Below are 13579 nucleotides of genomic sequence, written 5' to 3' on the forward strand. Positions count from 1 at the left end.
AAAATGCGCCTTGCAGTATTTTGCCTTTTCCTCACATGCTTTGCCCCCATCACCCCGCTGCGAGCCGCCGACGAAGGCGACACGCTTCAGCAGATCGCCAAGACCGCAAAGATCCGCATCGGTTACCGTGAAGCCGAGCCACCCTTTTCCTACCAGCTGCCCAGTGGAGAAATTACCGGTTTTTCGACCGATCTCTGTCGGGCAATCAGCGAGGACATCCGCAAAAGGCTGAAGCTCGACCGGATCGACCTCGAATATGTCAAAGCCACGCCGGCGACCCGCTTCATCCTTGTTCGCAGCGGCCAGATCGATATCGAATGTGCCGCGACGACCAACAACAGCGAACGCCGGAAAATGGTGGATTTCTCCTATCCGAACTTCATGACCGCGACGCAGTTTCTCTCCCGCAAACAGGACAATCTGAAGAACCTTGCCGATCTCGCCGGGCGGTCCGTCACATCCGCCTCCGGCACCGTCAACATCGAACAGCTGAATGCCGTAAACCGGCAAAAGAACCTCAATATCTCCGTCATGCCGACAAAGACCAACGAGGAGGCGTTCGAACTCGTCGTTGCCGGCAAGGCCTCCGCCTTTGTCATGGATGGCATATTGCTGGCGGCGCTGGCGGCGACGTCCGAAAACCCCGATCTCTACGCGCTGTCCGAGGAAACGCTGAGCGCGCCTGAGCCCTATGGCCTGGTTTTCCGGCGCGACGACCCGGCTTTCAAGGCGGCGGTCAACGAAAGTCTGCGCCAGATATTCACCGGCCCCGCCATTCACGGCCTTTATGAGAAATGGTTCACCAAGCCCATTCCGCCGAACGGCATGAACCTGAACCTGCCAATGACTGCCTCCTTGAAAGAGGCCTATGAAAATCCAGGCGAATACCGGGACTGACGGTGCAAGCCGGCGCACTGCCTCTATTTTTTACGAAGACATGTTTTGGCACTTATTTTAGCTGGAGATGCGCGATGCAGAGATCGACATTGTGGCTTGCTCTTGGGGTTTTAAGTCTTTTGCCCGCCGCTGCGGCCGGCGACGATACCCAGCCGCCGACATTGCAAACCATTGCCAAGACCGGCACCATCCGGTTGGGTTATGCTGACCGCAACGTCCCCTTTTCCTATCTGGGCACAGGCCCCGAGCCGATCGGCTACAGCATCGAGCTTTGCCTGAGGGTGGCCGGCTCCATCAAGAAAAAACTGGGTCTGCCGGAGCTGAAGATCGACTTCGTCAAACGTACCCCCAGCAATCGCATCATGCTTCTCAATGACGGCACGATCGACATGGAATGCGTGGCGAGCACGAACACGGAGGAACGCCGCAAGGCCGTGTGGTTCTCCTACAGCCATTTCATCACCGGCACGCGCTATGTCGCGCTGAAATCGAGTGGTCTCACCACCGTCGGCGATCTTGCCGGACGAACCGTGGTGGTGACGACCGGGACAATCAATATCGGCCAGCTGAATGTGCTCAATCGCAAACTGGGCATGAATATCGCCGTGCTGCAGAATGACAGTACGGAAGGCGGGTTCGAAATGGTGACGGAAAATCGCGCCTCGGCCTTCGTCATGGACGATATTCTCCTGCGATCCTTCGTCGCCGAAACCGGGCGTCCGGAGGACTATTCCATCTCGAGCGAATATCTTGCCCCGCCACAGCCCTATGGCCTGATGCTCCGGCACGGCGATACCGGCTTCCGGGATGCCGTCAATGAAGCACTTGGGGAAATCTACGCGAGCGGCGAAATCGAAAAAATCTACGACAAATGGTTCAACGCGCCGATACCGCCAAACGGGATGAACCTCAAACGCCCGCTGCCCGGCGATCTGGCGGAGATATTCCGAAAGCCGATTGATACGACGGCTGAATAAATGAAAACGCCGCCCGATATGGGCGGCGTTTTCGAAGGAAACATCAAGCAGCGCGCAGGTCGGCGCTCAACGGGATCTCGACATCGATCTCCAATATGGAGACATGCTCGTCGCGATCCATCTTCACATGCACCCGGTCATTGTCGATCTGCACGTGTTTGGCGATGACCGCGAGAATTTCTTCCCGCAGGATGGCGACGAGATCGGAGCCTGAGGATGCCCTTTCGTGGGCAAGCAGCACCTGCAGGCGCTCGCGCGCAAGCGGGGCCGACTTCTGTTTGCGGAAGAGACTGAAAATGCTCATGCAGCCCTCCTTGCGAAGATTTTCGAGAAGATACCCCGCTTCTCACCCGGAATGACCACCGGAATCTCCTCGCCGGACAGGCGGCGGGCGGCATCGAAGTAAGCCATGGCCGGTGCACAACGGGCATCCGCCAGCGTAACCGGCGCGCCGACGTTGGAAGCGCGCAGCACGTCGGTGCTTTCAGGAATGATGCCGAGCAGCGGAATGGAGAGAATTTCCAGAACGTCATCGACCTTCAGCATGTCGCCACGTTCGGCGCGGGCCGAATCGTAGCGCGTCAGAAGCAGGTGCTTTTCCATGCGCTCGCCGCGTTCGGCCTTCAGCGTCTTGGAATCCAGCAGGCCGATGATGCGGTCGCTGTCGCGCACCGAAGAGACTTCCGGATTGGTGACGACGACCGCCACATCCGCATGGCGCATGGCAAGCGTCGCACCACGTTCGATGCCGGCGGGGCTGTCGCAGATAACCCAGTCGAAATGTTTCTTCAGCTCGGCAATGACCCATTCGACGCCTTCGGGCGTCAGATTGTCCTTGTCGCGCGTCTGCGAGGCAGGAAGCAGGAACAGGGTCTCGAGGCGCTTGTCGCGGATCAGCGCCTGGGTCAGCTTGGCATCGCCCTGGATGACGTTGACGAGATCGTAAACCACCCGGCGTTCAGCACCCATGACGAGATCGAGGTTGCGCAGGCCGACATCGAAATCGACAACAACGACCTTCTGCTTGTTCTGCGCCAGTGCGGCGCCAAGCGCTGCGGTCGAGGTGGTCTTGCCAACCCCGCCCTTGCCGGAAGTAACAACGACTACCTTCCCCATACGGCTCTCCTGTTCCTGTGTTGTTTTCTCTATCTCGTCAGCCAAGTTTTTCGGCCTTGATCGTATCGTTTTCCAGCCACAGCTGAACGGGCTGGCCGCGCAGCTTGTCGTCAATATCCTCGGCGACCTTATAGACGCCATCGATCGCCAAAAGCTCCGCCTCCAGCTTGCGGCAGAAGATGCGCGCCGAGACATTGCCAAGCGAACCGGCCATCGCCCGCCCGCGCAGCGCACCGTAAATATGCACAGAACCGCCCGCGATGATTTCTGCCCCCGAGGCGACCGAACCGATGACGGTCACGTCTCCCTCAGGAAACATGATCGACTGGCCGGAGCGCACCGGCTCGTTGATGACCAGCGACTGCACGACGGCACGAACCTCGCCTGCGGCACGCGGCTTCTCTTCCGGCAATTCGGCGGAGGCGACAGCAACCGGCTCCACCTCGACATCGGAAGCGGGCTTTCCGCCCTTCAGCGACGGCGGCATCCCCGGTTCGATCATCGAGGGACGGACACCCTCGATCCCCATGATGCCGACATTGCGTTCCGTCAGCGCCGCGAGCAGTGCCTTCAGTCCCGCCTTGTCGAGCGACAGTTCGGACGCATCCAGGACAACCGGACGCGACAGGAAGAACCCGGCCGAACGCGCAGCGAGATCATCGAGCCTTTCCAGCCATTGATCGAGCGGAGCTTCGGGGGACAGGACGACTGCGAGGAAGGAGCGGCCTTTGATACGGATCGAACGCTGGTCTGTTAGCACTTTGGTCATCTTGGTAAACAAATCGTTGACAATTAGGTACCTCGAATATGGTTAACAAATGGTTAACGACGCCCTTAAAGCGACGGTTTCGTTAAGAAAATTCCGCGATGGAAATTCTCATGCAAGACATTCAAAAACTACGATGACATTTTGATTTTGCGTATTTTTACCACTTGCAAAAACTCATGATAGCACCCCAGCCTTGCTGCAACCTGACGCCCGTATGACCAAATGAGGACCTCCCTCCCCCTGCCTTGCCCTGAGCGAGTCGCAGAGGAATTCACGCGTACGATTCTGAGACAATATCCGCCCCCGTTTGCGAAATGATTGCCATTTGCTTTCGCGGCGGAAAAGCGATTCCGTTATGCCTGTCGATGCTGTAGACACGTGGCAAACCCCACTCGTCCAACGGAAGAATGAGATGCACAGCAAAGTCCCGCCGGCCAGCCAGATCTTTTCGCGCGAATATGCCGCCTTCCTGTTCGACATGGATGGAACGCTGCTCAACTCGATTGCGGTGGTGGAAAGAGTGTGGCGCGAATGGGCCGTGGAAAACGGTATCGAGCCAGATGCTTTCCTGCAGCGCATCCACGGCATGCGCGCATCGGAAGTGGTGCGCCGCGAGGCTATTCCCGGCCTCGATATCCAGGAACAGGCGGATATGCTGCTGCAAAAGGAAATGGAGGATGTCGAGGGCATTCTCCAGATACCGCAGGCGGCGGCATTTCTCGAGAAATTGCCGGCCGGAAAATGGGCGATCGTCACCTCCGCCGCCCGCGCGCTTGCCGAACTGCGCCTGGCGGCTGCGGGCCTCACACCGCCCCGGTGATGATCTGCGCCGAGGATGTTGTGAATGGCAAGCCGGACCCCGAGGGCTACAAAAAGGCCGCCGAAAAACTTGGCGTCGCGCCGGAAGACTGTGTCGTGTTCGAGGACGCCCCTGCCGGTATTCAGGCCGGGGAAAGCATGGGCGCAACGGTAGTCGTCATCAACGCCACCCATTCGCATCCGATCGAAACGACGCATCTTTCCATTGGCGGTTACGGTGAGCTGGACATCACAATCGGCAGCGATGGCAACTTAAAACTCGCACATAACTAAAGGCTGAAACGCCAATCAGGCGGCACGCGAAACAATGATTTCGTATGCGAGCCTATCCCCCCTTCGTCATTCCGGCCTTGAGCCGGAATCCAGCCGACGCGCGTCTGCGCGGCGAGAAGGGTCCTTTCAGCCCAAGGACTTGGGCTGGCTGGATGCCGGATCAAGTCCGGCATGACGGAAAGGGTAAAAGTGCCGGAGTGCGGCAATGCCAAGCTGGCCCTCAGGCTTTACGCCGCTCACTTTTCCGCCAAGGCTGATTGACAGCACCGCATAAATGCTCCCTAATGAAATTGGTAAGACCATCTTACCGCTTGCGCGATTGGAGGAGACTGTCGCGCTGGGAGGACATCATGTTTGTGGCTCTGGAGCCGCGCCGCCTTTACCGGCTGGTCGCGGAGCAAATTCGCTTGCTCATTGAGACGGGGGAGTTGACCGATGGTCAGCGCCTGCCGGCGGAACGCGACCTTGCGGAGCGTTTCGGCGTATCCCGCCCCACGGTGCGGGAAGCGCTGATCGTGTTGGAAGTGGAAGGCCATATCCATATCCGCATGGGTTCGGGCGTTTATGTGAACGCATCCCGCAAGCCGGACAAGGAAAAGCCGCCGGTGCCGGACGCCCATGGGCCGTTCGAAATCCTGCAGGCGCGCTGCATCATCGAAAGCGCGATTGCCGAGGAGGCAGCAAGGCTAGCCACGTCCGAATGTATCGCGAAACTGGACGATATTATCGAACGCATGGCCGGCGCGCTCGACAATTCGCCGCAGGCCCTCAACCTCGACCGCGCCTTCCACACCGCGATTGCCGATATCATCGGCAACTCGGCGCTGAACCGCTTCACCGGGCTCATCTATGACGAGCGCAGCCTTTCGCCCTATTTCGAAAAGCTCGCCAGCTATTTCGAGGGACCGCACACGTGGATCCTCGCCGTTCAGGAACACCGGGTTATCCGCGACGCGATCGCGGCGAATGACCCGGAAGGCGCGCGCGAGGCCATGCGGCAGCATCTGACGCTGTCGCAAAAGAGATTTTCCGAAAGTTTCGGGGAGGAAACGATCGGGGAAGAGTGACCGCGCCGCAACCGGCGACGGGAAAAACAGAAATCTGACTTTAATTCGGGAGGAGTTAAGAATGAAAATCAGATTGTCGACTTTGATGGGTGCAACCGCTGCCATTCTGCTTTCAGCCTTGGCGGCACAGGCGCAAACGGCGCTGAAATGGGCGCATGTCTATGAGACGTCCGAACCGTTCCATACGGATTCGGTATGGGCCGCAGAAGAAATCGCCAAGCGCACGGACGGCCGTTACAAGATCGATGTCTTTCCGGCCTCACAGCTCGGCAAGGAAGCCGATATCAACCAGGGTTTGAAGCTCGGAACGGTGGATATCATCATCTCCGGCTCGAGCTTCGCCGCGCGCGACCACAAGCCGATCGGTGTCACCTATTTTCCCTATATCTTCCGCGATCCGAGCCATCTGATCGCCTACACCAAGAGCGATGTCTTCAAGAAGCTTGCTAAAGGCTATGAAGACAAGACCGGCAACCACATCGTCGCCGTCAGCTATTACGGCACGCGCCACACCACCTCCAACCGGCCGATTGAAAAATGCGGTGACATGGCCGGCCTGAAGATGCGCGTTCCCGACGTTCCCGCCTATCTGGCCATGCCGCGCGCCTGTGGCGCCAACACGACACCGATCGCCTTTGCTGAAGTCTATCTGGCGCTTCAGAACGGCACCGTCGAGGCTCAGGAAAACCCGCTGACGACGATTGAGGCGAAGAAATTCTACGAAGTTCAGAAGAACATCGTTCTGACGGGCCACATCGTCGACCACCTCAACACCCTCGTCTCCAAAACCCGCTGGGCAAGCCTTTCGGATGAGGACAAGAAAATCTTCACCGAAGTGATGCAGGAGGCCGCAGCCCGCACGACGAAGACGATCGAAGCCCGTGAAAAGGCGCTGGTCGACGAATTCAAATCCAAGGGTATCACCGTGGCCGAGGTCGACAAGGCAGACTTCGAGAAAAATGTCATCGACAAGGTAAAGCTTGAAGATTTCGGTTACGAAAAGGCCGACTGGGAAGCGATCCGCGCCATCAAGTGATGTCTGAGCGTGTCCCGGCGCCCGAAGGTGCCGGGACACCATCACCCGAGACCCCTGGACTGGAGTTCCATCAATGACTGACCAGCAGCACGCGCCCGTCAGCGTGGAAGAAATGGCGCACGCCTTCGAGGAGGAAAACGGCCCGGTCGACCTTTCACCCTATGCGGTGGAAGACTGGATAACCCTTGCCGTGTTCTGGGGCATGGGTTTTTGCGTCTTCCTGCAATTCTTCACCCGTTACGTGTTGAACAACAGTTTCGCATGGACCGAAGAGATCGCCGCCAATTGCCTCGTCGTCGTCGTTTTTCTCGGCTCGGTCATGTGTGTGCGCATGTTCCGGCACATTCACGTCGACCTGCTCTATCGCTTCGTATCGAAACCCGTCGGACGGTTTCTCGAACTGATCGTCGATCTCATCACCATCGGTTTCTTTGCCTACATCACCTGGCTGATGTGGCGCTATCTGGAAATCGTCGGCGATGAGCGCATGGTCACCGTCGACCTGCCGCGCGGCATTGTCTTTTACACCGTTTTCGCCGCTTTCGCGCTGATGTTCCTGCGTGCCCTGCACAATTTCATCAAGGACATCACCGGCAAGCAAACCGTGCGTGAAAAGGCTCAGGAAGCCGTAAGCACACAGGGAATCTAAAACCATGCTTTTGCTCATCGGTTCATTTCTTCTGCTTCTCATCATCGGCACGCCGGTGGCCGTTTCCATGGCCGTCAGTTCGCTTCTTTATCTCATCCTCTTTGACGTGGCACCCGATATCATCGCAGCCCAGCGCATGATCGCCGGTGTCGAAAGCTTCCCGCTCATCGCCGTGCCGTTCTTTATCCTCGCCGGCAATCTGATGAACATCGCCGGGGTGACAAGCCGCATCTACCGTTTCGCACTGGCGCTCGTCGGCTGGATGAAGGGTGGCCTGGCTCAGGTCAACATCATCGGTTCGGTGGTTTTTTCCGGCATGTCGGGGACAGCACTTGCGGATGCCGCAGGCATCGGCACCATCGAGATCAAGGCCATGAAGGATCATGGTTATCCGGTCGATGCTGCCGTCGGCGTCACTGCCGCTTCGGCGACGCTCGGCCCGATCTTTCCGCCATCATTGCCCTTCGTGATCTATGGAATGATGGCCAACGCCTCGATCGGCGCGCTCTTCATGGCCGGCATCATCCCCGGCGTCGTCATGACCGTGCTGATGATGGTCACGGTCTATATTTTCGCAAAACGAAAGGGCTGGGGGTCCGACACGCCCTTCGAGCTGAAACAACTGCTTTCAGCCTCCTTGGAAATAGTGATCGTCTTCAGCTTCCCGGTCGCCGTCTATCTGATGATCCTTGCCGGCATGTCGCTCAATGTCGCGGTTCTTGTCGGCCTCGCCGTGCTTGTTGCCCTCGACTGGTATTACGATTTCTCCGCCGTGATGGCGTTGATGACGCCGGTACTTCTGATTGGCGGCATGACGATGGGCTGGTTCACGCCGACCGAAGCAGCGGTCGCCGCAGTCCTCTGGTCGCTTTTCCTGGGGTTGGTGCGCTACCGCACCATGACATTCAAGACTTTGGCCAAAGCCAGCTTCGATACCATCGAGACAACCGCGTCCGTTCTCTTCATCGTCACGGCGGCTTCGATCTTCGCATGGTTGCTGACGGTCAGTCAGGCCGCCCAGCTGTTTTCCGACTTCATGTTCGGCATGACGGACAATTGGTGGACCTTCCTCATCATCGTCAACATCCTGCTTCTGATTGTCGGCGCGTTTCTCGACACCATCGCCGCCATCAGCATTCTGGTGCCGATCCTGATGCCGGTCGCCGCGCGTTACGGTATCGATCCTGTCCATCTCGGACTGATTGTCACGCTGAACCTGATGATCGGTCTCTTGACCCCGCCTGTCGGCATGGTGCTGTTCGTGCTGTCGCGTATTTCGAAAATGTCGGTGGAGCGGACAACGCTCGCCATCTTGCCCTGGATGATCCCGCTTTTCGTGGCCCTGGCGCTGATCACGTTCATACCTCCGATCACACTGTGGTTGCCCACGCAGCTTGGCCTTATCCGCTGAACGAAACCAAGCTGCGCGGTCAGCGCCGCGCAGCTTTTTCAATAATGTATGCATTCGAAAGGACCCCGTCATGCAGACACGCGTGGCACGCCTATACGGCCGTGAAGATATTCGCGTCGAAACGCAGGACATAGAGGAACCCGGCCCCGGCGAAGTGCTGCTCACCATGGCGGCGGGCGGCATTTGCGGCTCCGATCTTCATTATTATCAGGACGGCGGTTTCGGACCCGTCAGGGTACGTGAGCCCATCATCTGCGGCCACGAGGCATCCGGCCACGTGCGGGCGCTGGGGACGGCGTCAGCGGACTTGCGATCGGCCAACTCGTCGCCGTCAATCCCTCGCAGCCCTGCGGCCATTGCCATTTCTGCCTGAAGGGCCAGCCGATCCATTGCCTTGAAATGCGCTTCATGGGCAGCGCCATGCGCCTGCCGCATGAGCAGGGCATGTTCCGCGACCGGCTGGTGGTTCCCGCCAAACAATGCGCGGCATTTTCAGACGCCACCTCGCCCGCCGAAGCGGCCTGCACCGAACCGCTCGCCGTCTGCCTGCATGCTGTGGCCCAGGCCGGCGACCTCAAGGATGCCAAGGTACTGGTGACCGGCGCTGGCCCGATCGGCCTGCTGACGATTGCCGCCGCCCGCCATGCCGGCGCAAGCATCATCGTCGCCACCGATCTCACAGACGCAGCACTGGAACGCGCGCCCGCCATGGGTGCGGACCGCACGATCAATGTCGCGAAGGACGCGGACGCGCTTCTACCCTATCAGGACAATAAGGGTTATTTCGACGTCATTTTCGATTGCTCCGCCGCAGGCCCCGCGCTTCGCACCGCCTTTGCCTGCGTACGTCCGCGCGGCACCATCGTGCAGGTGGGTGTTACCGGCGATATTACCATTCCGCTCAATGCGCTGGTGGGCAAGGAAATCTTCTGGCGCGGCTCGCAGCGTTTTCATGATGAATTCGCCATTGCCGCCCGGCTCATCTCGTCTCGCGGGATCGATGTGCGGCCGATCATTTCCCACAGCTTCCCGCTTGGCGAAGCGAAAGCCGCCTTCGAACAGGCCGGAGACCGCTCCGCCGCCTGCAAGGTGCAACTGACATTTTCCGCAGAATGATATTTGAGGATTGAAGATGAGACATACATGGCGCTGGTTCGGCCCGGTCGACAAGGTCACGGTTCAGGATGCGGCTCAGGCAGGCGCGGAAGGCATCGTCAGTGCGCTGCACCACATCGCCACAGGTGATGTCTGGCCGGTGGACGAGATCGCCAAACGGCATGAGGCGATCAGGGCCGGCGGGCTTTATTGGGACGTGGTGGAAAGCGTGCCGGTCTCCGAAGACATCAAGACCCAGACGGGCGACTGGAAAAATCACATCGACAACTGGCAGGAAACGCTGCGCCGCCTCTCCGCCTCCGGCATCCGCACCGTCTGCTACAACTTCATGCCGGTGCTGGACTGGACCCGCACCGATCTTCGCTGGGAAACCAGACACGGCGCAAAGGCGATGCGCTTCGATCTTCCCGACTTCGCCGCCTTCGACATTCATATCCTGAAGCGCCCGGAGGCGAAGGCGGATTATCCGGACTGGCTGGTGGAGGAAGCGACGAAACGTTTCGCCGAGATGCCAGACACGAAGATCGCCGCGCTCGGGCGTAATATCGGCGCAGGCCTGCCCGGCTCGGCGGATGGTTACACGCTTGCCCAGCTTCTCGAAAAACTGCGCTCCTATCACGGCATCAACCGCGACAGGCTGCAACAGAACCTGATCGACTTTCTCTCGGAGGTGACGCCGGTTGCCGAGGAGGTGGGTATCAACATCTGCGCCCATGGCGATGATCCGCCATGGCCCCTGCTCGGCCTGCCGCGCATCCTCTCGACGGAGGCCGACTACGCCCATATGTTGTCCCAGGTGGACAGCCGCGCCAATGGTGTGACGCTGTGCACCGGCTCCCTCGGTGCGCGGGCGGATAACGACCTGCCCTTCATCGCCAGCCGCTTTGCCGATCGCATCCATTTCGTGCATCTGCGCAATGTGACACGCGACACGGACACCGTGCCGTGTTCTTTCTTCGAGGACGAACATTTGGAAGGCGGAACCGACATGGTCGCCGTCATCGCGGCACTTCTCTCAGAGGAAAGCCGCCGTCGCGCCGAAGGCCGTGAAGACCACACCATCCCGATGCGTCCCGATCACGGGCAGGAAATCCTCGACGATCTGACGCGCGGAGCACAGCCGGGTTATCCCGCCATCGGCCGACTGAAGGGGCTGGCGGAACTGCGCGGCATCGAACGCACGCTGTCGCATGGCCGCTTCGGGCTCGCAAGCCGGGGTCTCTGAGCAAGGGAATATCGACCGCGCGGCCCTGTCAGCTTGCGGTCAATCGCGCCTTGAACTGAAGCCAGGAAAAAGCGGCAAGCCCGCCGGCGATGGCGCCGGCGGCTTTCACGACTGCGTCCGTCATATGCGGATGGCGCGTGGGCGACAGAAATTGAAGCGCCTCGATACCGAAAGCCGCCACGACACCCGCGACGACGACGGCAAGCCAGTAACGTGGATAGGCCAGCACGAAGGCCGCCGAACAGAGGGCGAAGGCGGCGGCGCGGTCGATGCCGACCGTCGTCAGCGTATGCGGCCGAAAGCCGATCGGGCAGACTGTAACGATCACGATCAGCAGAAACACCGACCAGGCGACATATTTCGGAAGTCTATTTGTCATCATGGCGTCACAATAGAGCGCCCCGCACGTAAACGGAAGCTCGTCTTTTTCACGCATCGCCCGATTAATCACACTTTTCGGTCAAATAGTTGCGAAACCGCCTTTCGTTGCGGCCCCACACGGGCTAAGGCAGAAGGCAACCGGGCGCGGATCGCGGCTGATGGCGTTCACGTTGTCGCCCTTCGGTCCGGTGTCACGGTGTCGGGTGGATTTTTCCACACAGGATCAGATTTTCAGGGAAGAGCACAATGAGTTTCAAGCCGCACGGCAAACATCTGGTTGCAGGAGAATGGGTCGCAACGGATGCAAAATTCCGCAGCGAACCTGCACATGGCGAGGCTTTCGATTTTTCGGTCGGCACCGTTGATCTGGTGAATGCGGCCTGTGAAGCAGCCGAAGAGGCTTTCTGGAGCTACGGCTACACCACCCGCGAAGAACGCGCCGCGTTCCTCGATACGATTGCCGATGAGATCGAAGCCCGCGCCGACGCCATCACCGAAATCGGCTCGTCCGAGACCGGCCTGCCCGCAGGACGCCTGCAGGGCGAGCGCGGCCGCACCGTTGGCCAGCTTCGCCTTTTCGCATCGCATATCCGCAAGGGCGACTATCTGGACCGCCGCCATGACGAAGCGCTGCCGGACCGCCAGCCGCTGCCGCGCCCGGATATCCGTCTGATGCAGCGCCCGATCGGCCCCGTCGCGGTTTTCGGCGCCTCCAACTTCCCGCTCGCCTTTTCGACGGCCGGTGGTGATACGGCCGCCGCTCTCGCAGCCGGCTGCCCTGTTGTGGTCAAGGGCCATTCCGCCCATCCCGGCACCGGCGAAATCGTTGCCGAAGCCGTTCTCGCCGCCGTCAAGAAGCACAACCTGCATCCCGGCGTCTTCTCGCTGATCCAGGGCGGCCGCCGCGATGTCGGTTCCGCGCTCGTGCAGCATCCGCGCATCAAGGCGGTCGGTTTCACCGGCTCGCTTGCCGGCGGCCGTGCGCTGTTCGATCTCTGCGCCCAGCGCCCCGAGCCGATCCCCTTCTTCGGCGAGCTCGGCTCCGTCAACCCGATGTTCCTGCTGCCGGAAGCCGTTTCCGCCCGCGGCGAGGCCATCGCCAAGGGCTGGGCGGGCTCGCTCACCATGGGCGCCGGCCAGTTCTGCACCAATCCCGGCATCGCCGTCGTTCTGTCGTCGCAGGCGGATGCGGTTGCGGAAACCGCCCGTGCGGCCCTCTCCGAAGTCGGCCCGCAGGTCATGCTGACGGACGGTATCGCCGCCGCCTATCGTGACGGCCGTGACCGTATCGCCGCCGGCAACGGCGTGCGCGACGTGCTGACCACCACCTGCAACCTGCGCAATGCAACGCCTTATCTTTACCGGGTTTCCGGCAAGGACTGGGTTGCCAACCACGCGCTTGCCGAAGAAGTCTTCGGACCGCTTGGCCTTATCGTGACGGTCGACAGCACCGAAGAAATGCTCGAAGTGGCAAAGAGCTTCGAAGGCCAGCTGACGGCAACCCTGCATCTGGATGCCGGCGATGCTGAACTCGGCCGCAAGCTTCTGCCGATCCTGGAGCGCAAGGCCGGCCGCGTTCTCGCCAACGGTTTCCCGACCGGCGTTGAAGTTTCCGAAGCCATGGTTCACGGCGGCCCCTACCCGGCGTCGACGAACTTCGGCGCAACCTCTGTTGGCACCATGTCGATCCGCCGCTTCATGCGCCCGGTTTCCTACCAGAACATTCCTTCGGACGTTCTGCCCGAAGACATCCGCTAATCATTGCAAAGGCAGGCGCTGCAACGCGCCTGCCTTCAGCGTCGCAACCTCCCCTTCCGTCATCCTCGCCCCTTGAGGCGAGGAT

At 59.9% G+C, this 13579-nt stretch carries 12 protein-coding genes and 2 pseudogenes; 10 read left to right on the top strand and 4 right to left on the bottom strand.

Annotated features, from left to right (window positions below; all coding sequences use genetic code 11):
- Positions 1–3 precede the first annotated feature (3 nt).
- Together G3A56_RS17945 and G3A56_RS17950 are read left to right on the top strand one after the other, a co-directional pair.
- Positions 4–897 carry an amino acid ABC transporter substrate-binding protein gene (locus G3A56_RS17945; protein WP_082185796.1) on the top strand — a complete coding sequence of 298 codons (894 nt, stop codon included), beginning with the start codon at positions 4–6 and terminating at the stop codon, positions 895–897.
- Between the two features lie 74 nt (positions 898–971).
- Positions 972–1874, top strand: coding sequence for an amino acid ABC transporter substrate-binding protein (locus G3A56_RS17950; RefSeq protein ID WP_082185795.1), 903 nt, complete (start codon positions 972–974; stop codon positions 1872–1874).
- A 43-nt stretch (positions 1875–1917) separates the two neighbouring features.
- On the opposite strand, the gene minE is transcribed toward G3A56_RS17950, so the two are convergent.
- From minE to minC, 3 genes are read right to left on the bottom strand one after another with little or no spacing between them, the layout of a single operon-like run.
- On the bottom strand, positions 1918–2178 hold the full coding sequence (gene minE / locus G3A56_RS17955; protein WP_003500829.1) for a cell division topological specificity factor MinE: 261 nt from the start codon (positions 2176–2178) through the stop codon (positions 1918–1920).
- On the bottom strand, positions 2175–2990 hold the full coding sequence (gene minD / locus G3A56_RS17960) for a septum site-determining protein MinD (protein ID WP_003500827.1): 816 nt from the start codon (positions 2988–2990) through the stop codon (positions 2175–2177). The genes minE and minD overlap by 4 nt, the downstream gene beginning before the upstream one ends.
- Before the next feature lie 37 nt (positions 2991–3027).
- Positions 3028–3759 carry a septum site-determining protein MinC gene (minC, locus tag G3A56_RS17965; protein WP_003500825.1) on the bottom strand — a complete coding sequence of 244 codons (732 nt, stop codon included), beginning with the start codon at positions 3757–3759 and terminating at the stop codon, positions 3028–3030.
- Positions 3760–4171: 412 nt separating this feature from the next.
- Between minC and G3A56_RS17970 the strand changes: the two are divergent.
- The 7 genes and pseudogenes from G3A56_RS17970 (at position 4172) to uxuA (ending at position 11355) form a co-directional block, all read left to right on the top strand.
- Positions 4172–4851 (top strand): annotated as a pseudogene (locus G3A56_RS17970) (HAD family hydrolase).
- 350 nt (positions 4852–5201) lie between these two features.
- The gene (locus tag G3A56_RS17975) at positions 5202–5918 is read left to right on the top strand and encodes a FadR/GntR family transcriptional regulator (RefSeq protein ID WP_082185793.1); all 717 of its coding nucleotides are present in this window, start codon (positions 5202–5204) and stop codon (positions 5916–5918) included.
- 61 nt (positions 5919–5979) lie between these two features.
- On the top strand, positions 5980–6954 hold the full coding sequence (locus G3A56_RS17980; RefSeq protein ID WP_003500816.1) for a sialic acid TRAP transporter substrate-binding protein SiaP: 975 nt from the start codon (positions 5980–5982) through the stop codon (positions 6952–6954).
- A gap of 73 nt (positions 6955–7027) precedes the next feature.
- On the top strand, positions 7028–7603 hold the full coding sequence (locus tag G3A56_RS17985; RefSeq protein ID WP_082185792.1) for a TRAP transporter small permease: 576 nt from the start codon (positions 7028–7030) through the stop codon (positions 7601–7603).
- 4 nt (positions 7604–7607) lie between these two features.
- Positions 7608–9014 carry a TRAP transporter large permease gene (locus G3A56_RS17990; RefSeq protein WP_082185791.1) on the top strand — a complete coding sequence of 469 codons (1407 nt, stop codon included), beginning with the start codon at positions 7608–7610 and terminating at the stop codon, positions 9012–9014.
- Between the two features lie 70 nt (positions 9015–9084).
- Positions 9085–10130: pseudogene (locus tag G3A56_RS17995) on the top strand (L-idonate 5-dehydrogenase).
- 16 nt (positions 10131–10146) lie between these two features.
- On the top strand, positions 10147–11355 hold the full coding sequence (gene uxuA, locus G3A56_RS18000; protein WP_082185789.1) for a mannonate dehydratase: 1209 nt from the start codon (positions 10147–10149) through the stop codon (positions 11353–11355).
- Positions 11356–11383: 28 nt separating this feature from the next.
- Here the strand turns inward: uxuA and G3A56_RS18005 are convergent, their stop codons facing one another.
- Positions 11384–11737, bottom strand: a complete 354-nt coding sequence (locus tag G3A56_RS18005) for an antibiotic resistance protein VanZ (protein WP_164056763.1) — start codon at positions 11735–11737, stop codon at positions 11384–11386.
- Between the two features lie 245 nt (positions 11738–11982).
- Between G3A56_RS18005 and G3A56_RS18010 the strand changes: the two genes are divergently transcribed.
- Entirely contained in the window at positions 11983–13494 is a 1512-nt protein-coding gene (locus G3A56_RS18010; RefSeq protein WP_082185787.1) for an aldehyde dehydrogenase (NADP(+)), read from the top strand.
- Positions 13495–13579 lie beyond the last annotated feature (85 nt).

The organism is Rhizobium oryzihabitans (genome assembly GCF_010669145.1).
Lineage (GTDB): Bacteria > Pseudomonadota > Alphaproteobacteria > Rhizobiales > Rhizobiaceae > Agrobacterium > Agrobacterium oryzihabitans.

Coding starts and splice junctions, on each gene's coding strand:
- minE (WP_003500829.1), bottom strand. CDS start 2,178: ATGAGCATTTTCAGTCTCTTCCGCAAACAGAAGTCGGCCCCGCTTGCG.
- G3A56_RS17990 (WP_082185791.1), top strand. CDS start 7,608: ATGCTTTTGCTCATCGGTTCATTTCTTCTGCTTCTCATCATCGGCACG.
- G3A56_RS17980 (WP_003500816.1), top strand. CDS start 5,980: ATGAAAATCAGATTGTCGACTTTGATGGGTGCAACCGCTGCCATTCTG.
- minD (WP_003500827.1), bottom strand. CDS start 2,990: ATGGGGAAGGTAGTCGTTGTTACTTCCGGCAAGGGCGGGGTTGGCAAG.
- G3A56_RS18005 (WP_164056763.1), bottom strand. CDS start 11,737: ATGATGACAAATAGACTTCCGAAATATGTCGCCTGGTCGGTGTTTCTG.
- G3A56_RS17975 (WP_082185793.1), top strand. CDS start 5,202: ATGTTTGTGGCTCTGGAGCCGCGCCGCCTTTACCGGCTGGTCGCGGAG.
- minC (WP_003500825.1), bottom strand. CDS start 3,759: ATGACCAAAGTGCTAACAGACCAGCGTTCGATCCGTATCAAAGGCCGC.
- G3A56_RS17945 (WP_082185796.1), top strand. CDS start 4: ATGCGCCTTGCAGTATTTTGCCTTTTCCTCACATGCTTTGCCCCCATC.
- G3A56_RS18010 (WP_082185787.1), top strand. CDS start 11,983: ATGAGTTTCAAGCCGCACGGCAAACATCTGGTTGCAGGAGAATGGGTC.
- G3A56_RS17985 (WP_082185792.1), top strand. CDS start 7,028: ATGACTGACCAGCAGCACGCGCCCGTCAGCGTGGAAGAAATGGCGCAC.
- G3A56_RS17950 (WP_082185795.1), top strand. CDS start 972: ATGCAGAGATCGACATTGTGGCTTGCTCTTGGGGTTTTAAGTCTTTTG.
- uxuA (WP_082185789.1), top strand. CDS start 10,147: ATGAGACATACATGGCGCTGGTTCGGCCCGGTCGACAAGGTCACGGTT.